20 protein-coding genes and 2 pseudogenes are annotated in these 22533 nt (G+C 68.8%); 15 read left to right on the forward strand and 7 right to left on the reverse strand.

Going from position 1 to position 22533, the window contains the following annotated elements; genetic code table 11:
- Positions 1-5 precede the first annotated feature (5 nt).
- The 7 genes from ACZ4QV_RS34000 to ACZ4QV_RS34030 all read left to right on the forward strand — a co-directional run bounded on the left by ACZ4QV_RS34000 (position 6) and on the right by ACZ4QV_RS34030 (position 8084).
- Positions 6-1355: a sulfotransferase gene (locus ACZ4QV_RS34000; RefSeq protein ID WP_467763839.1), complete on the forward strand. Its 1350-nt coding sequence runs from the start codon at positions 6-8 to the stop codon at positions 1353-1355.
- A gap of 116 nt (positions 1356-1471) precedes the next feature.
- The gene (locus tag ACZ4QV_RS34005) at positions 1472-1990 is read left to right on the forward strand and encodes an adenine phosphoribosyltransferase (protein WP_467763863.1); all 519 of its coding nucleotides are present in this window, start codon (positions 1472-1474) and stop codon (positions 1988-1990) included.
- A 12-nt stretch (positions 1991-2002) separates the two neighbouring features.
- Positions 2003-2974, forward strand: coding sequence for a sulfate adenylyltransferase subunit CysD (cysD, locus tag ACZ4QV_RS34010; protein ID WP_361150953.1), 972 nt, complete (start codon positions 2003-2005; stop codon positions 2972-2974).
- A gap of 185 nt (positions 2975-3159) precedes the next feature.
- Entirely contained in the window at positions 3160-4032 is an 873-nt protein-coding gene (locus tag ACZ4QV_RS34015; RefSeq protein ID WP_361587680.1) for an aminoglycoside phosphotransferase family protein, read from the forward strand.
- A 377-nt stretch (positions 4033-4409) separates the two neighbouring features.
- Positions 4410-5702 (forward strand): B12-binding domain-containing radical SAM protein, encoded by a 1293-nt coding sequence (locus tag ACZ4QV_RS34020; RefSeq protein WP_467763840.1) that lies wholly within the window; start codon positions 4410-4412, stop codon positions 5700-5702.
- Positions 5699-6388: an HAD family hydrolase gene (locus tag ACZ4QV_RS34025; RefSeq protein WP_361587676.1), complete on the forward strand. Its 690-nt coding sequence runs from the start codon at positions 5699-5701 to the stop codon at positions 6386-6388. Before ACZ4QV_RS34020 ends, ACZ4QV_RS34025 begins: the two co-directional genes overlap by 4 nt.
- Positions 6389-6659: 271 nt before the next feature.
- Entirely contained in the window at positions 6660-8084 is a 1425-nt protein-coding gene (locus tag ACZ4QV_RS34030) for a sulfatase-like hydrolase/transferase (protein ID WP_361150963.1), read from the forward strand.
- Positions 8085-8217: 133 nt separating this feature from the next.
- On the opposite strand, the gene ACZ4QV_RS34035 is transcribed toward ACZ4QV_RS34030, so the two are convergent.
- A complete protein-coding gene (locus tag ACZ4QV_RS34035; protein WP_361587673.1) occupies positions 8218-9462 on the reverse strand; it encodes a cation:proton antiporter in 1245 nt (414 codons plus the stop codon).
- 530 nt (positions 9463-9992) lie between these two features.
- On the opposite strand from ACZ4QV_RS34035, the gene ACZ4QV_RS34040 reads away from it, so the two are divergent.
- A complete protein-coding gene (locus tag ACZ4QV_RS34040; RefSeq protein WP_361150969.1) occupies positions 9993-10331 on the forward strand; it encodes a hypothetical protein in 339 nt (112 codons plus the stop codon).
- Positions 10332-10385: 54 nt separating this feature from the next.
- Here the strand turns inward: ACZ4QV_RS34040 and ACZ4QV_RS34045 are convergent.
- Positions 10386-10942, reverse strand: a pseudogene (locus ACZ4QV_RS34045) (TetR/AcrR family transcriptional regulator); the annotation flags it as partial.
- 83 nt (positions 10943-11025) lie between these two features.
- On the opposite strand from ACZ4QV_RS34045, the gene ACZ4QV_RS34050 reads away from it, so the two are divergent.
- A complete protein-coding gene (locus tag ACZ4QV_RS34050) occupies positions 11026-11334 on the forward strand; it encodes a hypothetical protein (RefSeq protein ID WP_361151122.1) in 309 nt (102 codons plus the stop codon).
- Positions 11280-11590 (forward strand): annotated as a pseudogene (locus ACZ4QV_RS34055) (oxidoreductase); the annotation flags it as partial. The gene ACZ4QV_RS34050 and the pseudogene ACZ4QV_RS34055, both read left to right, overlap by 55 nt.
- Before the next feature lie 91 nt (positions 11591-11681).
- Here ACZ4QV_RS34055 and ACZ4QV_RS34060 read toward each other — a convergent pair.
- Positions 11682-12476 (reverse strand): SDR family oxidoreductase, encoded by a 795-nt coding sequence (locus tag ACZ4QV_RS34060; RefSeq protein ID WP_361587671.1) that lies wholly within the window; start codon positions 12474-12476, stop codon positions 11682-11684.
- An 80-nt stretch (positions 12477-12556) separates the two neighbouring features.
- Between ACZ4QV_RS34060 and ACZ4QV_RS34065 the strand changes: the two genes are divergently transcribed.
- The gene (locus ACZ4QV_RS34065; protein ID WP_467763841.1) at positions 12557-12799 is read left to right on the forward strand and encodes a hypothetical protein; all 243 of its coding nucleotides are present in this window, start codon (positions 12557-12559) and stop codon (positions 12797-12799) included.
- 531 nt (positions 12800-13330) lie between these two features.
- Positions 13331-14053, forward strand: coding sequence for a dienelactone hydrolase family protein (locus ACZ4QV_RS34070; protein WP_467763842.1), 723 nt, complete (start codon positions 13331-13333; stop codon positions 14051-14053).
- Positions 14054-14681: 628 nt separating this feature from the next.
- On the opposite strand, the gene ACZ4QV_RS34075 is transcribed toward ACZ4QV_RS34070, so the two are convergent.
- Entirely contained in the window at positions 14682-16073 is a 1392-nt protein-coding gene (locus ACZ4QV_RS34075; RefSeq protein WP_361587667.1) for a carotenoid oxygenase family protein, read from the reverse strand.
- A 300-nt stretch (positions 16074-16373) separates the two neighbouring features.
- The gene (locus tag ACZ4QV_RS34080; protein WP_361587665.1) at positions 16374-17618 is read right to left on the reverse strand and encodes a PucR family transcriptional regulator; all 1245 of its coding nucleotides are present in this window, start codon (positions 17616-17618) and stop codon (positions 16374-16376) included.
- Positions 17619-17984: 366 nt separating this feature from the next.
- Here ACZ4QV_RS34080 and ACZ4QV_RS34085 point away from each other — a divergent pair, with 366 nt between their 5' ends.
- A complete protein-coding gene (locus tag ACZ4QV_RS34085) occupies positions 17985-18830 on the forward strand; it encodes a DUF4394 domain-containing protein (protein ID WP_361587700.1) in 846 nt (281 codons plus the stop codon).
- A gap of 224 nt (positions 18831-19054) precedes the next feature.
- Here ACZ4QV_RS34085 and ACZ4QV_RS34090 read toward each other — a convergent pair whose 3' ends face one another.
- A complete protein-coding gene (locus tag ACZ4QV_RS34090) occupies positions 19055-19726 on the reverse strand; it encodes a hemopexin repeat-containing protein (RefSeq protein WP_361150986.1) in 672 nt (223 codons plus the stop codon).
- A 496-nt stretch (positions 19727-20222) separates the two neighbouring features.
- On the opposite strand from ACZ4QV_RS34090, the gene ACZ4QV_RS34095 reads away from it, so the two are divergent.
- Both ACZ4QV_RS34095 and ACZ4QV_RS34100 read left to right on the forward strand, forming a co-directional pair.
- On the forward strand, positions 20223-20426 hold the full coding sequence (locus ACZ4QV_RS34095; RefSeq protein WP_467763843.1) for a hypothetical protein: 204 nt from the start codon (positions 20223-20225) through the stop codon (positions 20424-20426).
- Between the two features lie 309 nt (positions 20427-20735).
- The gene (locus ACZ4QV_RS34100) at positions 20736-21404 is read left to right on the forward strand and encodes a hypothetical protein (RefSeq protein ID WP_467763844.1); all 669 of its coding nucleotides are present in this window, start codon (positions 20736-20738) and stop codon (positions 21402-21404) included.
- 703 nt (positions 21405-22107) lie between these two features.
- On the opposite strand, the gene ACZ4QV_RS34105 is transcribed toward ACZ4QV_RS34100, so the two are convergent.
- The gene (locus ACZ4QV_RS34105; protein WP_361150990.1) at positions 22108-22518 is read right to left on the reverse strand and encodes a four-helix bundle copper-binding protein; all 411 of its coding nucleotides are present in this window, start codon (positions 22516-22518) and stop codon (positions 22108-22110) included.
- Positions 22519-22533 lie beyond the last annotated feature (15 nt).

The following is a 22533-nucleotide window of genomic DNA, read 5'->3' on the forward strand; positions in this document are numbered from 1 at the left end:
GCCGGATGACCACGCATTCTGTCCGTGCACCGCAGGGGCTCGGCACGCTGCACCGGCGCTTGGACGCGCTGCGGCCCCTGCGCGGCCCCGCCGTGACCGATTTCCTCGGCAGGGTCGGCGAGGTCGTGGTGCTCGCGTGCAGTTCCCGCGGCGGCTCCAGTATGGTGGCCGAGCTGCTGCGGTACTCCCGTGAACTGCTGCATTTCCAGGCGGAGACCAATCCCTTTCTCCGCCTGGCCGGGCTCGGCCACCCCGAAAGCCGTACCGGCTCCGACGCGTTGGGTGCCGAGCACGCGGCCGCGTTGGAGCCCTGGGCCCGCTCGGTACTGGCCGAGGAAATGGCGCGGGACGCGGGAAGCGCGGCCCAGGAGCGCGACGAGAACCAGCTCTGCGCCGACATGGCCTGGCGGCTGATCGTGCAATGGCCGGAATTGCCGCTGGAGCCGCTGGAACTCGTCGAAACGGTCCGCCGCGCGTGGCGCGCACGTCCGTACCGACGGCCCACGGACGCGCCGGGGGAGTCCGACGAGGCAGGGTGCCTGCTGACCGTACTGGAGGAATTGTCCGGGCGGGGCCTGCCGGTCGATCCGCGCTACTACGATCTGCCGAAAGAAGCCGAGCGCAGGTATCCGTCCACGGACACCGGACTGCGGGCGCCGGGGGACTTTCTGGTGGAGGAGCCGCCGTTCGTCGTGGCGCGTCCCTGGCGCCGGGCGGACCTCGCCGACCTGCGCGACAAGCCTCTGGTCGTCAAGACACCGAGCAATGCGTACCGCCTGCACTTCCTGCGGTCGCTTTTCCCGCAGGCGCGCTTCCGGGTGCTGCACCTGACACGCAATCCGGCCGCGGCCGTCAACGGCCTCTACGACGGATGGCGCCATCACGGATTTCACGCACACCGGATGGAGAAACCCCTGGGCATTCACGGGTACGTCGAGCAGAACGAGGACAACCAGTGGTGGTGGAAGTTCGACCTCCCGCCCGGCTGGGAGGAGTACACCGGCGCGCCACTGGCCGACGTCTGCGCGTTCCAATGGCGCAGCGCCCACGAGGCGGTACTCGGTCATCTCACCGACACGTCGATCGACCGTATGACCGTCCGGTTCGAGGACCTGTCCGCGGGCCCGGCCAGTCGGATCGCCGCCTTCGAGAAGCTGAGCGAATGGCTCGGTATCTCCCTGACCGGTGGCTTCCGGCGGGCGGTGCACCACGGCATCCGGCCGGTCGTGGCGACCGCACGACCGCGAGAATGGCGCTGGAAGGAGCGTGCGGGGGTGATCGAGCCGGCCATCGACCGGAATACCGCCGGCATGGCCGAGCGCCTCGGCTACGGGGACCGGTCGGAATGGAGATGATGCCGCCGCTGCACGCCGGTCACCCCGGGAACGGGCCCTTTGCTTCTGCGGGCGGCAGCGCCCGGGAGGGCGGTCACGGAGACGGCCAGAGGGGGGCGACGCCTCTGGCCACGTGGCTGGCCGGCTATATCCGCGATGTGCCGGACCATCCGTATCCCGGTGTGCTGTTCAAGGACTACGCCTCACTCCTGGCCGACCCGAGAGCGTTCACCGCACTCGTGGACGCGCTGGCCGAGGTGTGCCGCCGCCGCGCAGCCACCATGGTTGTCGGCCTGGAGGCCCGTGGTTTCCTCTTGGGCGCGCCCGTGGCCGTACGGTCCGGGCTGGGACTAGCGGTCATACGCAAGAGCGGCAAACTGCCGGGCAGGACGTTCCGCCGTGTTTACGAACTGGAATACGGGACGGACGAGTTCGAGCTCCAGTGTGACGCCTTGGGGCCGAAGGACCGGGTGGTCGTGGTCGACGACGTGCTGGCGACGGGGGGCACCGCCCTGGCGGCCGCTTCACTGGTCTCGGAGGCGGGGGCGGACGTCGTCGGCGTGGCCTTCATGCTGGAACTGGTGGCGCTGGCGGGGCGCCGCCGGTTGGCATGCGACCTCGACGGGGTGCCCGTGGACGCCGTGATCAACGCGTAGGAGGCGGAGCCGATGCGGGCAGCGGGCGAAGAACGGGCCTCCACGGCCACCGGGGCAGCCGGTCACGGCGGCAGTGACAGCTTTCCGGTTCGTTCTCTGGCATACCTCGACGTGCTGGAATCCGAGTCGGTGCACATTCTTCGCGAAGTGGCCGGAGAATTCGAGCGGCCGGTCATCCTCTTTTCCGGGGGCAAGGACTCGATCGTCGTGCTGCACCTGGCGCTGAAGGCTTTTGCGCCGGCTCCTCTGCCCTTCGTGCTGTTGCACGTGGACACCGGCCACAATTTCCCGGAAGTCATCGACCACCGGGACCGTACCGTGGCCGTGCACAGACTCCGGCTGCAGGTCGCCTCGGTACAGCGTTACCTCGACGAAGGGCAGCTTCGCGAGCGCCCGGACGGTACCCGCAATCCGCTGCAGACGGTTCCGCTGCTGGACGCCATCGCGGCCGGCCGGCACGACGCGGTGCTCGGCGGCGCACGGCGGGACGAGGAGAAGGCGCGCGCCAAGGAACGGGTGTTCTCGCTGCGGGACGACTTCGGCGCATGGGATCCCCGCCGGCAGCGGCCGGAACTCTGGCAGCTGTACAACGGGCGGCACGCCCCCGGCGAACACGTGCGCGTCTTCCCGCTGTCCAACTGGACCGAGCTGGACGTGTGGCACTACATCGCCCGGGAGAAGATCGAGCTTCCGGACATCTATTTCGCCCACGAACGCACGGTGTTCCGCCGCGACGGCATGTGGCTGTCACCGGGGGAGTGGGGCGGGCCGAAGGACGCAGAGGCGGTGGAACGGCGGACGGTGCGGTTCCGGACGGTCGGCGACATGTCGTGCACCGGGGCGGTGGACTCCGACGCCCGGACGGTCGAGCAGGTCATCGCCGAGATCGCGGCGTCACGGCTGACCGAGCGAGGGGCCACCCGGGCGGACGACCGGATGTCCGAGGCCGCGATGGAGGACCGCAAGCGCGAGGGTTACTTCTGACGTGATGTCACGCCGCCGGCTGCCGTCCGCCGACGGAATCGGAGGTGCTGAGTGGTATCGCCGGAGTGTCCGATAAAAGGAGCTTCGGTGACGCGTCGGCGATCGTCGGACAGAAAGGTGGCGAGAATGCACCGCACCCGGCGAAGCAGGGAATGCGGCAGAAGCGAAAATGCTAATGTGTGCCGATGTATTTGCACGAAGATGAGACCCTGCGCATCGAACGGGCGCTGGGGCAGGCAGTAAAGTCGGCGGAGCGAATCCAAGGGCGTGGCTACACGAACAATCGCCGCTGGATCGTCCGCCTGGCCCACGACCGGACCGCGTTCGTCAAACACGCCGACGACGCCATCACCGCCGAGTGGCTGCGCAGGGAGTACGAAGTCTACGCCGCGCTCCGTCTCGACGTGGTGCCGCGCGTGCTCGGTTGGCACGACGACGGTGAGCTTCCGGTACTCGTCCTGGAAGACCTCTCCGACGGCGACTGGAGTCCTCCCTGGTCGAGGGAGAAGGTCGACGCGGTGCTCGCGACCTTGCGGGCGGTCGCCGGACACGAAGCGCCCCCCGGGCTGCCGACGGCTCGTTCCACGCACATGGGCGAGGACAACTGGCCCGAGGTGGCGGCCGATCCGAAGCCGTTCCTCTCCCTGGGACTGTGTTCCGCCGCCTGGCTCGACCGCGCGCTCCCCGTTCTGCTCGAAGCGGCGCGCCCGGAGCAGTTGGACGGTGACAGCCTGCTGCACCTGGACGTCCGCAGTGACAACCTGTGCTTCCGGGAGGGGCGGGCGTTCCTGTTCGACTGGAATCACGCCGCGGTCGGCAATGCGCGGTTCGACGTCGCCTTCTGGCTGCCGAGCCTCCGCCTGGAGGGCGGACCGGAACCGGAAGAGGTGGCTGACGTCCCGCCGGAACTGGCGGCGCTGGTGGCCGGCTTCTTCGCCGCGCGGGCCGGCCTGCCGGTGATTCCGCAAGCGCCCATGGTGCGTGACATTCAGCGACGTCAGCTCGGAGTGGCCTTGCCCTGGGCGGCCAGGGCTCTGGGGCTGCCCGCACCGTCCTGAACGAACGACCGTCACCGCCGAGGGGCTCATGATTTCCCGTGCGGCCCCTCGGCGGAATAGGTGCTGACAGCCGGTGTGTATGACGCTTGACGCTCCGAGAGGCGCGTCGTTAGCCTGCTGGGAAATCGAGCAGGGGACCACCTTCGGTGCACGTGCGGGAAGTGCGCGGCAATTCTCGTCGCACGACGGTCGGAGGACCTGCCCGTCTGCTCGCCCGTCGATCCGGCGAATTCTGTTCTTCAGCACCGCTGCTGCCGATTCCGGCCGGGCAGGCGTCCCGGCCGGACGTGATCGGTGCGGTGACGACAGAGAGGGTAACCATGCGGGTTGTCATCATTTTTCCGCACGTTGGGTACTGCACGGGATGGCGCCCGCACTTGGCGACGGAAGTCAAGAACGGTTCGACCTACCACATCGCGCAGGCGCTGACGTACCTCTACAGCATCGCGCGGCACTACACACCGGACGCCTGGGTCGTCGACTTCAACTTCGGTACGTACGAGGAGAACATGCAGCGGGTCCTGGACCACCGTCCGGACGCGGTCCTGATTTCCTCGACGGTCAACTCGTACGACAGCACGCGCCAGATCGCCCTCGACGTGTCCCGACGCTCGCCCGCGAAACTCCTCGTCGGCGGGCCGGCGGTCAGCTCCAACCACTTCCTCCGGCCCGACCTGCTCAAGCTCGAAGCCGACTGCGAGTTCGTGGTGACCAACCGCGACATCTTCGCGTGGGCGAAGCAGGTGTTCGGCCGGGCGGACGACTTGAAGTTCCGTACCTTCCGGCCGGACAACTCCTGGATCGGCGAGACGTACGCACCCGAAGTGCGGGACAAGATCCGCTACACGGTCGTCACCAGCATCGGCTGCACGTACAAGTGCACCTTCTGTCTGAACCCCATGGTCTACAAGATCAATTACAAGGACCCCGAAATCCTGCGGGACGAGGTCCGGTACCTCCAGACGGAATACGGCGCCGAAGCGGTGTCCGTGGCCGACCCGTTCTTCTTCATGCGGCAGCAGCACGCCGACGAAATGATGGACGTGCTGGCGGAGGCCGGTGTCGCCTGGTCGCAGCAGACGTGTCTGGTGACGCTCACCGACGAGAACCTGGACCGTATGGCCGAGACGGGATGCCACTCGGTCCTCGTCGGTATCGAGAACTTCACCAGCAAGGAGATCAACAAGCCGGTGGAGGTGGAGAGCTTCGAGGACCGCCTCCAGTTCGCCGCCGCCCGCGGCATCTCCATCAAGCCCAGCTTCATCTCCGGGTTGCTCGACATCGACTACGAGGCCGACCTCGGCCAGATCGACTACATCCGCAGCATCATCAGCCGAGGGCTCGTCCCCAATTACCACATTCAGTCGAACATCTACACGCCGTACATACCGGACGCGCGCGACCGGCTGCTGGACATACCGTTCCGCTTCTGGGGCGTGATGCCGGTGACGGCCCAAGACGAAGATCACTGGAAAAGGAATCTCCACCTGTGCGACATGATCTACGAGTCGGTGTTCCCGGAGACGGCTCAGCGGTACCAGGAGGTCCGGACCGAGTATCTCGACATCCTGGACCGGCAGGAAACGATGTGGCTGAGCCACCGCCCGGTTCCGCCGGTACCGCCGGAGAAGCGCATTCACCTGCTGACCTCCGGCAAAGTGCGGGTGTGACGGCCCACATCGTCTGGGACTGGAACGGCACGCTCTTCGACGACATCGACATCAGCGTCGCCGCGGCCAGCGCCGCCTGCCGGACCGTCGGCGGCGGGGACATCACGCACGAGGCGTACCGCAGGGCATTCACCCGCCCGGTACGCAGTTTCTACACGAGCCTGCTGGACCGGACCTTCACCGACCTCCAGTGGAAAGCCATCGCCGAGTGCTATCACCGGACGTACCGGAATCTGCTGGACCGGGCCCGCCTGCGGGAAGGCGTCGCCGAAATCCTGGACAGCCTGGCGGGCGCCGGCGTCACCCATTCCCTGCTGTCGATGGGGGAGCACGACGAGGTGGTCGCCCTGCTCGAACGAGAGGGCCTGACGTCCCGCTTCCTGGTCGCCGAGGGGATGGCCCGGCAGCAGCGCACCGAGAGCAAACAGGCCGTACTGGCACGGCATCTGGACGCCGTACGGGAGCGGCATCCGGCCGAGCTCAGCATGGACCGGGTGCTGCTCATCGGTGACACCCTGGACGACAACGAAGCGGCCGTCGCGGTCGGTGCCTCCTGCGTCCTGCTGGCCGACGGCTCGTACGACCCGGAGAAGGCGGCGGCCGTCGCCGTACCCGTCGCCGCCAGCCTCAGCGCCGCGGCCGAACTGGGACTGCGGGCGATCTCGGCCCGCCCCGGCCCCGTATGACGGTCGCGGCCGACAGCATCCGGCCTGCGGCCGAATGACAGGGCACGGTCTGCGGGACACGGCCTGCGGACCGTTGACAGCGCATGGTTGCCCGCAGGCCGCTGATATCGCACGCGGCCCGTGACCGGTGCCTGACGGCAGCACCGCGGCCGTGGCCGCGGCGCGCCGTCCGCAACCCGTCCCGCCTCCTGCCCAGGGGGCGGGACGCCCGTATCACCGACAGCGTCGTGACGAGTGGTCCGACCACGCCTGAGCGAGAGGAATCACGCCCATGAGCGCTCCCCAGCCGTACGACCATGTCGTGTTCATATCCCTGGACTGCCTGCGAAGCGACGGCGTAGGAGCCAACCCGCACAAACTCTGGCCGCTCCGGTACCCCGACCTGCGGGCCCCCGCCACACCCGTGCTGGACGACCTGGCGAATTCCGGCGCTTTCTTCACCAACGTCATCGCCTCCGCGCCGTACACCTCCGCCGCCCACGCCACGGTGTTCACCGGGCAGTATCCGGCACGCCACGGCCTGCATGCCTTCTATGAAGGGTTTCTGCGCAGCCCGTCGGTGTTCACCCACGCCCGCCGGGCCGGCCGGCAGACCCTCATGAAGGTCGACTTTCCCGTCATCCTCGGTGACCAACTGGGATTCACCGCGGACATCGACACCTATCTCGTCGAGGAGGACCAGAAGTTCATCGACGCCGTGCTCGCCACGGACACGTCCCTGTCACTGGCCCACTTCGCCGGAATGCACATGCCGTACGGCTTCCACAACCTCCGCTTCGGCGGCTCGGCCTACCAGGAGAAGATCGCCTGGATGGAGAGCCTGCTGCCCGAGGAGGTTCCCCACCAGGTCGACGAACTGAACGAGACCTATCGCACGCCGGCGGACATGGCGCTGTTCCTGCGCTACAAGCGGGCCATCAACTACCTCTACGCCGCGGGTAAGTACGACACTCTCTTCCAGATGTACCTGGACGGGATCGAGTTCTTCCTCCAGAGCCGCTTCGAGCCGTTCCTCACCCAGCTCGTCGACCGGGTACGCCAAGCGGGCAAGACGCTGCTGCTGGTCCTGTTCGGAGACCACGGCCAGCAGTTCGAGGACGACTCGTACGGGAACTTCAACTCGCTGGAGGAAGGCGTTCTCCGGATACCGCTGATCATCGCGGGAAACGGTGTCGCCCAGGGCCGGCACCTCCGGCGCATTCGCTCCGCGGACATCGCGCCCACGGTCATGGAACTGGCCGGAATCGACGTTCCCTGGCGGGGGCTCTTCGACGGAGAATCCCGCGCCGACGTGGTACGGGGAACGACCACGCTCACGGGGGACGCGCCGGCACTGGCCCAGGCGTACACTTCCGACGCACGGCAGTTCGTGCATTACCAGAAACGCCAGCGCGCCGGCGAGGACCCCGGGGCGCTGCCGCACGTGCTTCTGGGCGAGAGCGCCTACCTGGACCGTACGAGGCTGGTCCGACTGCACTACCGCTACACCGACCAGATGAGCCGTCTGACGCCGGACGAGCGGGTACGGACGGAACACTTCGACGACCGGACGATTCCCCACGTCCGGACAGGTGCTCCCGACCCCAAACTGCTCGCCGTGCTGGACGACTACAACCGCTCCCTGGGCCCGGCCCGGAACAATGCCCCGCCGGAGTCGGTACGCCAGGGACTGCGCAGCCTCGGTTATCCGCTCTGACATTTGCGCGCACGGGCCACCACTCGACGTGCGGCCGCCGTCGGCGAGCGGCCACCAGTACTCTCGTCCCGGTCAACGACGGTGCATGACACCGCCGTTGACCGGGACAGCCGGTTCGGCCGAGAAGTCCGCCTCATTCAATGCTTTTCGCGCGCTCGCCGAGCACCGGGGCCGGTGCACTGTCCTCCGGAGCCTTGGTGAACAAGGTCAGCAGCGGCCCGGTCATGGCCGTTGTCGCGATCGCCATGATGACCATCACGGAATAGAAGGTCCGGTCGATGATGCCGGCGTCCAGAGCGACAGCCACGATCACGATCTCGGTCAGTCCCCGTGTATTCATCAGCAGCGCCGTGGGCAGTGCCTCCGCATGGCCGATACCGGAGAGCCGGGCGCCCACATACGCCCCGCCGATCTTGGACACCATCGCCGTGCAGACAATCAGTGCGATGACGGCCACGGCCGACACACCGACCGCCGAGAGGTCGACGTTCATGCCGGCCAGGACGAAGTACGGCGGCAGCATGAGCTGGCCGATCTGATTCATGCTGCGCGGGACCGACCCCCGGAGCTCCGCCAGTTCTTTGCGCGGCATGATGGCACCGAACGCCAGGGCGCCGAAGATGAAATGGATGCCGAGCCACTCCGTGACCGCGCACGACAGCATGAGCCCCAGAAACACGGCGGAGACGAGTCCGGCACCCGTCCGGTTCCGCCGCAGGCTCGCACGTACCGCAGACCTCAGCAGCGGCCGTGCTATGACCAGCAGAACGAGGTAGAGCGGCAGCAGTAATACCTTTACCTGACCTGTTCCCCCTGCATAAGCCACCACTCCCGCGAGGCAGACCCAGGCGGTCAGATCGCCGACGGCGGCCGCGCCCAGGGCGAGATTCCCGACGGGCCGGCCGTTCAGCCCGCGGTCCGCAAGGATTCTGACGAGTACGGGGAGCGCCGTCACGGACATGGCGAGGGCTACGAAGAGGACGAATGCCGTACGGTTCGCCGGGGCGTACTGATCGGCGAGAAAGAGTGCCACCGCCGCGCCCAGGGCGAGTGGACACAGAATCGACCCGACGAGCAGCCCCAGTGACCCGGTCGCCCGGCGGTACAGCACCGACAGGTCCAGTTCGTAACCGGCGGCGAACATGAAAGCCGCCAGACCGATGTCGGCCACCGCACTGAGCAGTGGCTTCACTTCGCCGGGCAGCAGGACCGCGACCAGGTCGGGGGAGAGGACCATGGGACTGGCCAGAAGACCAGCGCAGATCTCCCCGACCACACGCGGCTGCCCGACCAGACGCGCCAGCCGGCCGAAGAGCTTCGCGCAGCCGAGAACGAGTGCCAGGGCCAGGAAGAACTGCGAGAGGGTGGTTCCGCTCATATAAGCGACTCCAGGTCCGTGACGGGTGCTTGCGCAGAGCGCGAAAGGGCCGTGCGGGGCGCGGTCGGTCCGGTACTCCGACACTCCGACACCAGAAAAGGGAACATCGGCAGCCGTGGACGGACGAGGGTGCGAGGTGCGACCTGAACGCTCACGATGCCCGGCAATCCGTCATCCGCGCGCTGTGCGCACACTCCACCGACCGCACCTCATGAGAGGCGTGACGCTTCGTAGGAGCTCTTGAACCGTTATACGGTGATCGCTGGATATACGCCAGAGTCGTCGGCTACCGCCCCGACAGGAAACCGGCCTGAATCCGACCCGATTCGGACAGGGCGTGCCCTACCCTTTCTCCTCTTCTTCCTGCCCGCCCGAATGTTTCCTCCCGCCGGTCCCCGGCCAGGGCGGAGTTCACCGCACATCTTCCCGCCTGACCTGGGCAAACGGTGAGGTGTAACGGATTCGGCGAGCAGACGTAAGAGACGGTGAGGGCTTCGGCCTTCGCCCACGGACCCAGGAGACGCCCCTCCATGAGCGCCACTTTCACCGTACCCGCAGCCACCGCGCGGGCCGCTGCACCGTTCCTCCCCACGACCGGCACCCCCGCGACCGCGAGCGGAAACCGCAGAGTGCCGTCCACGCCGCCCTCCACCATCCCCTCCCCGGCCTCGGACGCCGCCTACGAGGCGGCGCACGAGACACATCGCCGGTTCTGCCACGGCGTCTACTCCGTGCAGTGCCCGACCTGCCAAGTCCCGGCGGGCGAGCGGTGCTTGCTCCGTCGCGCGGTGCACGCCGCGCGTCGCGAGGCGTACTGGATCGCTCGGCCCGGCGCTACGCTGGTACCCGTGCTCGTGGCGAGTCCCTGAGGGGCGCCCCAGGACGTACTGCCGCGCAAGAGGGCCGGCGCACTCGACCCCGCTCAGTGCGTGGACGGCGCCGCGGGCCTGCCCGGCGACCGCTTCGGGGGCGGAGGCGTCGAGTGTGCCGTCGAGGTGCAGGAATGCCAGGCCGTGAACGAGGGCCCACACCACGGTCGACAAGGCGGCCGGGTCGGCGGCGGGAAGGCGCCGCGCACGTATTCCCGGACGGCGACGGTCGCGGCGGCCCGTTCCTCATTGCCCGGGTCGCAGGGCTCCGCGAACATCACCCGGAACATCGCCGGGTGGTCGAGTGCGAAGCGTACATAGGCGACGGCGACCGTCGCGAGGTCGTCGGCCGTCGGCCGTCGCGGGGACTGGGGAGCGGTGGCCAGGCATTCGGCGGGTTCCCGGTAGCCCTCCGCCGCGACCGCGGAAACCAGCGCGTCGCGGTCCGCGTATGGCGGTAGGGGACCGTCGCCGACACGCCGACACGCCGACACGCCGACACGCCGACACGCCGACACGCCGGCCCGCCGCGCCACCACCCGCAGGGACAGCCCGGCATTGCCGTCCTCCTCCAGCAGCTCCCGCGCAGCACGCAAGCAGGCGGCGCGCAGACCGTCGTGGTGGTACGCACTCTCGCCGTGGGCCCGCCGATGACCAACGAGCTGTTCTCACCACTGCCCTGCGCTCCGGAACGGTGCTGGGCAACCGGATCGCGAAGGCGGCGATGGAGGAGAACATGGCCGGCGACGGGCAAGTGCCCGACCCGCGGCTCCTGGCGCTGTACCGGAACTGGGCGGCCGGTGGCGCCGGGCTGCTGATCACCGGAAATGTCATGGTCCACGCCGAGGCGCTGACCGGCCCGGCAGGTGCCGTACTCGACGACGCCGCGCAGTGGAGCCGTTCACCGAGTGGGCCGCTGCGACCAAGTCCGGCGGCGGCGCCGTACGGATGCGGATCAACCACCCCGGCCGCCAGATCCAGGCAAACATGCCCGGTGTGGTGAGGGGCCCGTCCGCCGTCGGCGTCGACCTGGGAAAGCACAGCAGTCGATTCGGGCGGCGTCCCGTCGCCACGGCTCCTGAGCAGATCGAGCCCACCGTGGCCCGGTCCGCGGTCACGGCCGCGCGGGCCGAAGCGGCGGGGTTCGACGGCGTGAAGATCCACGCCGCGCACGGCTACCTGCTGTCGCAGTTCCTGTCCTCCTGGTCAACCAGCGCACCGACGCGTGGGGCGGATCGCTCGAAAACCGGGCCGAGACACTGCTGGACGTCGTCCGTGCCGTCCGCGCCGCCGTCTCGCCGAGCTTCGCGGCCGCGGTGAAACTCAACTCCGCCGACTACCCTGGCCGGCCTACGCGGTTGTGGCGATGCCGCCGTCGACGGGGATCACGGTGCCTGTCAGGTATGCGCCTGCCCGGCTGGCGAGGAACACGGCGACACCCGCCATGTCGTCGTCGCGGCCGATCCGGCGTAGTGGGGCCGACGCCGCGATCGCCTCGCCGAACTCGTCGAGGGTTGCAGCCATCATCGTCGACGGGAACGGTCCCGGCGCCACGGCATTCACGGTGACGTGCTGCGGTCCTAGTTCCTTGGCGAGCACCCTGGTGAGTTGATGCAGTGCGGCCTTGCTGCTGGAGTACGAGTAGTTGGGCCGCTGGGGAATGTGGATGGCGGCGATGCTGCCGATGTTGATGATCCGTGCGGGATCGTCGGCGGTGCCCGCCCTGCGAAGTGCGGGCAGCAGCGCCTGGACCAGCCAGAACGGCGACTTCAGGTTGAGGTCGACGACCGCGTCCCAGGCTGCGTCCGGGAACGTCGCCAGCGGCTCGTCCCACATGGCGCCCGCGTTGTTGACGAGGATGTCGAGTCGCTCCGAGTCGGTGGTGACGAGGCCGGACAGTCGCCGGCACTCGTCGTGGCGGGACAGGTCGGCGGGGATGGCCCGCACCTCACCGAATTGGGACAGCCTTTCCTGCGCCTGAGCGCACGCTTCTGCGTTGCGTGAGCTGATGACCACGCGGGCGCCCGCCCGGAGAAGGCCACGCGCGATCATCATTCCGATGCCGCGGGTGCCACCGGTGACGAGCGCGCGCTTTCCACACAGATCGAAAAGTTCTGCCTGTGTGGTGAATTGGTTGTCTACCACTTGCTGCCTTTCCAGTTGGTCGTACGGAATGATGCGTCGACGCGTCGGGTGTGCGGTTCAGCCGTCACGACGCTATGTCCTTGGAGTGCACTCCAAGCAAGCGGATCAGGGGCCCGACGGACCGCGTCCGCAACTGCCTCAAGCGCGGATGGCGAGGCGTACGGCCGCCCAAGCTCGACAAGGACGACTACAAGCAGCGGCGCGCGGTCGAGAGCGGGACCAACCGCCTCAAGCGCCACCGGGCTGTAGCCACGAGGTATGACAAGCTCGCGGGCCGCTACGAGGCGACCGTGCTGGTCGCAGCCCTCAACGAGTGGCTGTGACCAGCACTTGCACAACAGACCCTGACCGCCGCCACGTCGGGGCGAAGCCATTGAGGTGCTGGCCAGGCGTCCAATGGCGCGTGCGCCATCAAGCCGGTCATCACGCATCGCATCGATGTCGCCCTGGTCGACGTACGCATGCCGCGAGCCGACGGCTTGCTGCCCGAGGGCACGGAACCCACCCCTCCGGCCGGGCCCGCGCCGCCACCGCCGGCGCCTGGGCGGCCACGTTCCCCCGGGGAGGAGCGTGTGGTCGATGCAAAGGGCTCACCTCAGAAAGCCGCGATGACGCCCCAAGCGACTCCAGTAACACCGCGCAGTATTCCGACTCGGTGGCACCCGCCCACGGAGCCTCCCCAAAACCGTTGGACGGCCCCTCGCGACCGCTGCTACGTTTCCGTCGGCCGTGCGAGAGAAGAGGAGGTGGTACCCGTGAACGCAGTATCGACATGGGTGCTCCCCTCCGGGGACACGGTCGGGCGATAGGTCGTCCGGGAGCGCCGTCCAAGAGCTCTCCCGAAAGGCACGACCATGCATTTCACTTCCGCACAGCGCCTCGACGACGGCGTCCTCGCGCGCGAATTCACCCTCGGCGAGATCCCCGGCACCCTGTGGGCGCCTGAATCCGCCGCACCGGTTCCGCTGATCCTGATGGCTCACAACAACGGTCTGCCCAAGTCGGCAGCCCGGCTGGTGGCCCGGGCCCGGCACACCGCGGCGTACGGCTACGCGGTGGCCGCCATCGACGCCCCCGGGTGCGGTGACCGGCCCCGTTCCGCCGCCGACGAGCGGGTCCGCGCCGACCTCCGCCGGGCGATGCGGGCCGGCGAGCCGGTCGACGACATCTTCGAGTCCTTCATCGGCCCGCTGGTCGAAAAGGCGGCCCCGGAATGGCGGACCACCCTGGACGCCCTCCTTGAGCTGCCCGGGATCGGCGGTCCGGTCGGGTATTCGGGGTGGGCCGCCGTCGGCGTTCGGCTGGCGGCGGTCGAACCGCGCATCGCGGCCGCCGGTCTATTCGCCGGGGGTTACGTGCCGCGGGCCCAGGGTGAGGAGGCCCGGCAGGTCACCATTCCGCTGCTGCTCCTGCTCCAGTGGGACGACGAAGGGAACCCCCGGCAGCGGGCCCTGGACCTGTTCGACGCCTTCGGCAGCAAGGAGAAGACGCTGCACGCCAATCTGGGCGGGCACACCGGCACCCCGTGGTTCGAGGCGGAGGACGGGATGTGTTTCTTCGGCCGGCACTTGAAGTGAGGCCGGGCCGTCACAACGGCAGCAGACGATGAACGGCGCCGGTGAGAGGGCTGCTCGTGGAGCGAGGACAGATCTCGGCTCCCTCCGGCCCGGTCCCCTGCCGACTCGGTAGGGGACCAGGCTGCCCGAAGCCGCCCCCGCCCCTTGTGCGTGGGCCGGGGGCGGCAGGGCGGCGGACCCGTACAAGGTGAATGCCTGCTCCGTGAAGGTCCGCCGTGCAGCGTGCCGTTGTCAGGCGCCGATCGTAATGCGGAGCACCTGTCCCGGCACGATCACGGCAGGTCCGTCACCTGATCCGGATTCGCCCGGACGATGCGTTGGTACAGGGACGGGTCTCCGTAGAGCGCCTTGTAAATGGGCGACGAGGTGCCACCCTTCACCACCGTGTGCTCGCGGTACCCGTAATAGCGGCGGACAATACGCGGTCCGCAAATCACTGGTAGGGAGGCGAGGTTGACCTCGCTGCCGTCTTTCGGCAACCAGAGCGGCGTGGTCGCGACGCAAGGCTGCCACTGCTGGCAACACCTCTCGCAGACACTGATGAAGCACCCGTACCGCAGCCCGGGGGGGTGAGGGGCCTGGGCAGGGGGATCAATGCCTGTTCACGGGGCTGGCTGCTGTCGGATGCTCAGGCGCGCGACATCCGGGTGCCGGGGACCCAGTTGCCGTGGAAGCCTGCCGGTATGCGGACCGGCACGTGGACCTCGGCGACCGGGGCCGCGTCGAGGTCGGCGGCGTCCAGGACGGCCAGGTAGCTGGTGCCGAGGGAGCGGTCGTGGGCGAAGGTCAGGAGGTATCCGTCGTCTTCCTGACCGGGGGTGGCGGGGGAGCGGGGGACGAAGACGGGCTCTCCGCAGATGTGGCCGGCGGGGAAGCGGTGGGTGCTGCGCCGGGCGCCATGGGCCAGGTCGTACTTGTGGATCTCGGTGTGCCGGGGCTCGGCGTCGAGGGTGAAGCCGGCGGTGTAACCGTAGCGGTGGGGCAGACCGATACCGGTGTCAGCGATGCGAGGGTATTCGCTGGGCGTGTCGTCCAGCGGGGTTTCCGTGACCTTGCCGGTGGCCAGGTGGAGTACCCATTGGTGCAGGGTGGGCAGGCCACCGCTGAGATCCTGCGGTCCCTGGCGCCACAAGGCTGGGACGCGGGTGCCGGTGAGGGTGATCGTCCCGTTGGTCTCGAAGGCGTTCATCGTGTGCCATATGTAGCAGGGAGCGATGTCGAACCACCGTACGCAAGCGGCCTCCCCGGTCCGGGGCAGGATGCCGAAGCGAGCGCGGTGTCCGTCGTCCCACCGCCAGGGCGGGCCGCCGGTGGTGGCTCGGCCGGCGTCGAAGACGACGGGCAGGTCCATGAAGACGACGTGGTGGGCGGTGAGGGCGAAGTCGTGCATCATGACTGCCCGTGGCAGGTCCACGGTCTGTTTCTGGAGCACTTCGCCCGCTGCGGAGGCCCGGTAGTAGGTCAGGTACGGCGGCCGGAGGCGGTAGCCGAAGAAGTGCAGCTCCCCGGTGAGGGGGCAGGTCTTGGGGTGAGCGGTCATGGGGGTGGTGAGCGCCCCGTCGAAGGTGAAGACCCCGAGGGTCGCCAGGTCGGGGGTGACCTCGTAGGGGAAACCGCCTTCTTCGAGGGCGAAGAGCCGGCCGGCATGGGCTATCAGGTGGGTGTTGGCCGTGGTGACACGGTAGTCGATCCGTGAGGTGGCCGGGTCGAAGGCGAGGGCGAGGCGGGAAGCGCCCGGTTGTGCGTGCAGTGGGGTGCGTACGTAGCGGTTGCGGTACCAGGTGGCGTGCCCGTCGGCCAGCGCGACGGTGTGGAGCATGCCGTCGCCGGCGAAGAAGTGGGGCGACCAGCCGCTGCGTGGGTTGGGTCCGTTGCGGAAGTACTGGCCGCACAGCTCCTTGGGGACGATGCCGGTCACCTTGCTCGGCCGGTGGGTGACCTCGGCCGCGACCGGCGCGTTGTTGCCCGAGAGGTGCAGGGGGGTGGGTGTGGGGGTGGGGGAACCCGATGGCGTCGTCATCTGCGGTCTCCTGCCGTGGGGTGCTCCTGCCGTGGGGTGGTGCAGCCAGGGTCCCGCAGCCGGCATCCCGATGGCAGTCTTGTTCTTTTGGCACGCGTCAGCCGCTGCTGTCCCCGCGAAGTGGTTCATCCGCGGTGGCTACAGTGGTGGCGGCGGTGGCAGGCGTACGGCATGTCCGGGCCCGAAGGTGAACACGCCACAGTGTGGGCTCCCTTGCGGGTGAGCGAGCGGAACGCGGACCCGCTGCTCGGAGCAGCGCGAGGCCGGCGACCGGTTCGTCGGCGCGGGCCCCGCTGGGGTTCAGCGCCACGCTCCCGACAGGCGCCTGGTGACGACCGCGCTGAGCGTGCGCACGCCCCGCGTCGAGCCGGGATCGATGCCGGTGAGCTCCCGTACCCGGCGGAGGCGGTAGTCCAGGGTGCGGGCGTGGACGTTGAGGGCGGTCGCCGTGGCGCCGCGGTGCATGTCGTGGCGGTAGTACGCGTCGAGGGTGACGAGCAGGTCCGGGCCGAAGTCCAGTTGTCGGGCCACGTCGCGCAGCCATGCGTCGACGAACGGCACGTCCACCACGGCGAGTTCGACGAACACATCGGCCAGGGTGTGCGGCCGGAGCCGGGCGGAGGCCCGGCGCAGCGGGGCCGCCCGGCTGATCCGGCGGGCCCGGTCGAGGGCGTCGGCCAGCTCGGGCAGCGGTGCGGTGGCGGTGCCGACGGCGCAGGGCCGGCCGAGGGCCAGGGCGAAGTCCTGTACGAGCTCGGACAGGTGGTCGGGGGCGAGATCGGGCAGGAGGTCGGAAGTGGCGTGCGGCGGTACGGATTCGCCGTCCGCCGTGCCGGAAATCAGGGGAACCAGAGCGATCAGCTCACCGCTTCCGTCGCCGTTTCCCGGACCCCACATGACAGGCGCCTGATGGCTCTTCACCAAAGTCTCGATCTCGTTTTCCAGGAAGCGATCAGCGGCCGGGCGGACCGGCATTCGGAACACCGTCACCGCCCAGTGATCCGGCAGCTCCATGTCGACGGCGGAGGCGAGTTCCGCCGATATGGGATCTCCGTTCAGCAGTGACCGGGTCAACAGGGCGACCTGCTCGACGTACCGCATCCGGCGGCGCAGTACCCGTACGAATCCCTGGCAGTAGGCGCCGATGCCGCGTTCACCCTGCGGGGCGAACCAGTTCATCATGCGCATGATTTCCTCGACGCCGCCGCCGCGCTGGGCCTCGGTCACCTCGTTGATCTCGCGCAGCATGAGCGCGGTGTGCAACCCCAGCACCCGCTGCCGTGCGTCGAGCGACATCCCTGCCCCGGCCCGCAACTCTCCCATCGACGCGATACAGCCAAGGTCGTCTTCGGTCAACTCGCTGTTGTCCGGTGAGAGTTCGACGGTTCGACGCCGAAGCCACAGCGAATGGTCCAACGCCTCGGCCCGGGCCCGGGGGTCCTTCTCCAGGCACCCCAACTCCGGGATCTCGCGCGCGTACGCCTCGACCTCCCGGCGGGCGTTGGCCGACGCCTGCCGGGCGAGTTCGACGAAGAGGCTCCCCACGGACACGAGCATGCCCTTCCGGACGAACCGGCCGGCAGGCGAAATCCGGACGGCTTTCAGCACTGCGCACACATCGGCGGGGTGTACCCGACGAGGGTTTTGTCACAGCGCGCAAAATTCCCGGATCGGGTTTTTCTCATCACCTCTTCCGCTTGTGGAGGTGCCGTGCAGCGGCCTTAATGAGAACCGCGTGTACGCCCGTGGGGGAACGCCGCGAAAGTCATTCTGAGCGCTAGGTAAGAACGATTCCGGTCATCAGTGCGGGAGTACGGGCGGGTGTACGAGGATTCTCAGTCGGCGCCGCACCATGACGTCCGTTCAATCTGGAGGGATGCTCCGATGAAAGCAGTCACCCGAAAGACAATAATGGCGGCCGCGGTTGCCATGGGCATGTCGGCAACGCTCCTGCTCGGCACATCGGGCACCGGTACGGCCGCACCCGCCGCCCCCAGTCTGCGTGCGTACGGAATCACCGGCGACGGCACCTTGATGGCCGGGTTCAAGACCGACCGGCCGCAGGTCCTCGACTGGGTCAGGGCCGTCGACGGCCTCAGCGGCGACACGAGCCTGATCGGCATCGACTTCCGGGTGCAGGACGGCCTGCTGTACGGGGTCGGCAACAAGGGCGGCATCTACACGATCAAGATCCCGACGGGCACCGAGGAGGTCGTGGTCACCAAGGTGTCCCAGCTTGCGTACGAGCTGCGCGGCACGGCGTTCGGCGTCGACTTCAACCCGGCGGCCGACCGGCTCCGCGTGATCAGCGACAACGGCCAGAACCTGCGGCACAACCTCAACAATCACACGACCGTCCAGGACCTGAATCTCAACACTCCGACGGAGGAGGGCACGACCAAGGGCGTCACCGCCGCCGCGTACACGAACAACGACCGCAACGCGGCCACCGAGACCACCCTGGCCGACATCAATACGACCAGCGACCAAGTCGTCCTGCAGAGCCCGGCCAACACCGGCACGCTCGTCCCGACCGGCGGTCTCGGCATCAACGCCGGGCTCAACGCCGGCCTGGACATCTACAGCACCCTGTCCGGCGGGAGAACGGTCGACAACGCCGCCTTCGCCACCCTCGTCCCGAACGGCGCCGGGACCTCGTCGCTCTACAGCGTCAACATCCTCACCGGCCAGGCAACCTCCACCGGCCAGTTCCCGCTGAACATCACGGACCTGGCGATCTCTCTCACCGGCACCTGATCCCGTCGGTCCTGTCCTCGCCGCGGCCCGGCCACCACCGGGCTGCGGCCCGTCCGCCTCCGGACCGCGGCGCGCCACCGCTACGGGCACGTGGCTTCGTAGGGCGGGCCCGGTCGGATGTCGGCCGGGCACCGGCGGCAACATCGGTGCCCGCAGCAGCGCCCCGCCCGGACCGAACCAGCCGGGCGGGACGCCGAGCCGCCGTGGACCTCAGGCCGCGTGGTTCACGCGAAGAAGTTCCAGTTGCCCTCGATCGGCAGCGGATAGCCGTTGTCGGTCTTGTCGCTGACCAGGTCGAAGCGGACGTACTGGTCGTCCTTGAACAGGTACACCTTGTCCGTGTCGAGTACGGAGTTGACGGCCGCGTCGATGCCCCGCTGGAAGTTCTCCGGCAGCCCGCGCCAGCCGCGCAGGATGGGAGTCGGGCCGCCGAGCAGCTTGTCGTTCACGACGTCGTAGCGGACGTACAGGTCGTCCTTGAAGAACCAGCTGACGTTCGGGTTGCTCTGGTGGTTGACGGCCGCGTCGATGCCGAGCTGGAAGTCCGGCGGCAGCCCCTTCCACCCCTCCGCGATGCTGAGCGGGTAGCCCGGTTCGACCTTGTCGGAGTCCAGGTCGTAGCGGACGTACTGGCTGTCCTTGAAGAGGTACACGACGTTCGGCTGGTCCCGGCGGTTGAGCGCGGCGTCGATGCGGCGCCCGAAGCTGTCCACCAGACCGGGCCAGTTGCCCTCGATGAGCTTGGGGTACCCGTCGAAACCGTGGTTCTCCTTCATGTCGTAGCGCACGTAGGAGTTGTCCTTGAGGACCCACGTGACGGGGTCGTTGCCCTTGGCCCTCACCACGGCGTCGATGCGCCGGTAGAAGGAACCCGGTGCAGCGGTCTGCTCTGCCACGTTCCACACCCTCTTGCAGTCGTCGGGTCTGGTTGACGCCTGCCGGCCGGCGGCTGTTCGAGCTCGTGTCTGTCACCCTGCCAGCCCACTACAGCCGTGTCACGCCACCCCCGCTCATCGGCTCAATCCTCACCGCACCGCCATTCAATTCGAGTCATACCGCAACCACCGGAAAATCACCATTACCTCGCCTGCCACCCACGCACCTCGAAATCCCTCGCGAAACTCCGGGGCGCAGCACAGCATCGCGGCAAAGCGCGAAGGAATACTCACGGCGATCTCGATACCTTGGGCATTCGGGACGCAAGAACACCTAATGCAACGTCAGTATCTACACGGGCATTCAGCGGGGGCGGCTGCCGCAGGAGCCGGGGTTCGGCTCGGCCATGATGTGTGGGCGGCGGTTGCGGGACTGGGACTCGGCCGGAGTGTGGCAGCGGCCGCACGAGGTGCTGCTGGACGAGTTGCGGGCCGTCGGCCGCCTGGCCTGTCGCGGGTGGTGATCGACAGTTCCCACGTCCGAGCGCTCAAGGGCGGCCCCGAACCGGGCGGAGCCCCGGGCGACCGGGGCCGGCCGGTCTCCAAGCACCACGTGATCCGTGTCGCCACCGGCACCCCGCTGACGCCGACCGGCGACAACCGCAACAACGTCACCCAGCTACTCCTGCCCGGGAGCCGATACGGCCGACCGCGTCCGTGAACGCGACCCGACCACGATGCCCTCAACTCGCCACACCGCGAGATCGTCGTCCTGCTCCACCTGAAGGCACTCGTTTTGCCCTACGAACTGCACGGGCTGTGGCAGGAACACTGGCGGCCCTGACCCGGCTGAGCAGCTCCGGCGATGCTCGGCCCCGACAGACCGGCTCGCCGACCGTCACCCGAATCGCAGCTCCCGTTCCACCATCCCCGCAAACCCGATGCGGATGCTTTGCGGCTCCTGGCGCCGGGGCCGCAGACGGCTGTCACATGTGCGCCGCGCCGGCCAGGGGCAGGGGATACTGCCGAGATGGGCACTTCTTCGCAGAATGACGGGCCGGCCTCCGCAGGCGCCGCGGGGCGCCAGGACGAGCGGGAGCGCGCTGTCGACGAGAGGGAACGGCTGGCGGATGAGCGGGAGACGACCGCTGACCGACGCGAGCGCACGGCCGACGCGCGGGAAGCGTCCGCGGACGCGCGGGAGGAGTCCGCGCAGGCGCGCGAGAGCCGCCTGACCGACTGGGAACGTGAGGTGGATGAACGCGACCGCGCGGCGGGACGCATCGCTGCCGGCGTGCGCGAGCGAGCGTACGAGCAGATCGGCCGCTCCCGCGTCCAACTGGATTCCGCCCACGCCAGCCTGGCACGAAGCGAAGCGTCCCTGCGCCGCAGGGACGCACGCGACGCACGGGAACAGGACGCCATCACGCGCGAGACGGCCGCCTCCGCCGTCCGGCAGGCTGCCGAAGGACGCTCGCCCCGGCGGGACCTGGAGATGCGGGAGCGCCTGCTGCGCGAGCAGGCGGCCGCCGCGCTCGGCGCGCTGGCCGACGTCCAAGAAGCCCTGGTCCGCGACCACGACCAGGACGCCCGACCGCAGCAGGCGGACTGGTACCGGCGCCGCGCCGAGCAGACGCGCCGTACGGAAGACGGACTGCGCGCCGAGACCGGACCGGACGACGAGGAGGCCGGCCTCTGACGGACCGGGGCCAGGGCAGCGCGCCACGGATCTGTGCGCCCGTCGAAGCCCATACCTGCCGACATCGGCACTCGTGAGGCGTGCGGCTGTCGTTGGTGCAGGGGCCAGGGGCCAGGGGCCAGGGGGTGTTGGCTCGCTGTTACGCCATCGAGGCGCACAAGTACGCCCCGGGCTCGCTGTCGCGGTGGCGGTTCAGCGGCTGTGGGCGCAGGTGGTAGGTGCTCGGCTGTCGTGGCCCGACGGCTTGGTCGGGCTGCCGCGGGGCGCGGGACCTGTGAGACATGCCGGAGGACGTATGGTCGGCGGTACCGTCAGGTGGGGCAACTCGGGAAAGGCTTTCGGCTTCATCCCCCAGGGCGCCGAGGGCCCCAGGCGGAGAACATCACCCTCGCCTGAACCACCCGTCCTGCCGGGCATCGATGCCGCACCGTACCGGGGCAGGCCGCCCGTCGAGGGTTTCCGGCCGCCCATGGCAGGTTGCGAGGCGCACCTGCTCCTGCGAGCAAGTGGCTGCTGCCACCGGCGACCGGGGCGCCAGGACGGTCTCCTCCGGCCTGTCCGCGCGCCCGCCCGGCGCGGCCAGCCTGCCGTCCGTTGCCAACTGCCCAGCAGGCCGCACCAGCGGGACGAGGGCTTGGTGCTCGGGCCCGGTGAGCGAACTCCCCGGGGCCCGGTAACGGCACAAGGAGGCGGGACAGGGGTGTCAGCCGAGGGAGGCGATCAGGTCGTTGCATGCCTGTTCACATCGGCGGCAGACCTCGGCGCACACGCGGCAGTGCTCGTGCCGGCCGGCGTGCTGTCCGCACTCGTCGCCGCACGCCTTGCAGACCGTGGCGCAGGCCTGGAGGAGTACGCGGGTGATGTCGGCGTCGTAGCCGGTGTGGCGGGAGAGCACCGCGGCGGTGGTGCCGCAGATGTCGGCACAGTCCATGTCGGTGCGGATGCACTTGGTCAGCTCACCCACTTCGCGTTCCGACATACAGGCGTCGGCGCACGCCGTACACGCCTGGGCGCAGGCGAGGCATTCCTCGATGCAGCGGCTGAGTTTCTCGCGGTCCACGCTTCCCAGATCGCCGGGGTAGGCAGCCAGCATGTCCTTGACGGCGGTGGTCATGGTCCCTCCAGGGTC

It is taken from the genome of Streptomyces sp. NPDC026394, assembly GCF_055567735.1.

What these genes read in the sequence shown, in the direction of transcription:
- ACZ4QV_RS34000 (WP_467763839.1), top strand. Translation starts at nt 6, where the DNA reads ATGACCACGCATTCTGTCCGTGCACCGCAGGGGCTCGGCACGCTGCAC.
- cysD (WP_361150953.1), top strand. Translation starts at nt 2,003, where the DNA reads ATGCGGGCAGCGGGCGAAGAACGGGCCTCCACGGCCACCGGGGCAGCC.
- ACZ4QV_RS34015 (WP_361587680.1), top strand. Translation starts at nt 3,160, where the DNA reads ATGTATTTGCACGAAGATGAGACCCTGCGCATCGAACGGGCGCTGGGG.
- ACZ4QV_RS34030 (WP_361150963.1), top strand. Translation starts at nt 6,660, where the DNA reads ATGAGCGCTCCCCAGCCGTACGACCATGTCGTGTTCATATCCCTGGAC.
- ACZ4QV_RS34035 (WP_361587673.1), bottom strand. Translation starts at nt 9,462, where the DNA reads ATGAGCGGAACCACCCTCTCGCAGTTCTTCCTGGCCCTGGCACTCGTT.
- ACZ4QV_RS34040 (WP_361150969.1), top strand. Translation starts at nt 9,993, where the DNA reads ATGAGCGCCACTTTCACCGTACCCGCAGCCACCGCGCGGGCCGCTGCA.
- ACZ4QV_RS34070 (WP_467763842.1), top strand. Translation starts at nt 13,331, where the DNA reads ATGCATTTCACTTCCGCACAGCGCCTCGACGACGGCGTCCTCGCGCGC.
- ACZ4QV_RS34075 (WP_361587667.1), bottom strand. Translation starts at nt 16,073, where the DNA reads ATGACGACGCCATCGGGTTCCCCCACCCCCACACCCACCCCCCTGCAC.
- ACZ4QV_RS34085 (WP_361587700.1), top strand. Translation starts at nt 17,985, where the DNA reads ATGGCGGCCGCGGTTGCCATGGGCATGTCGGCAACGCTCCTGCTCGGC.
- ACZ4QV_RS34100 (WP_467763844.1), top strand. Translation starts at nt 20,736, where the DNA reads ATGGGCACTTCTTCGCAGAATGACGGGCCGGCCTCCGCAGGCGCCGCG.
- ACZ4QV_RS34105 (WP_361150990.1), bottom strand. Translation starts at nt 22,518, where the DNA reads ATGACCACCGCCGTCAAGGACATGCTGGCTGCCTACCCCGGCGATCTG.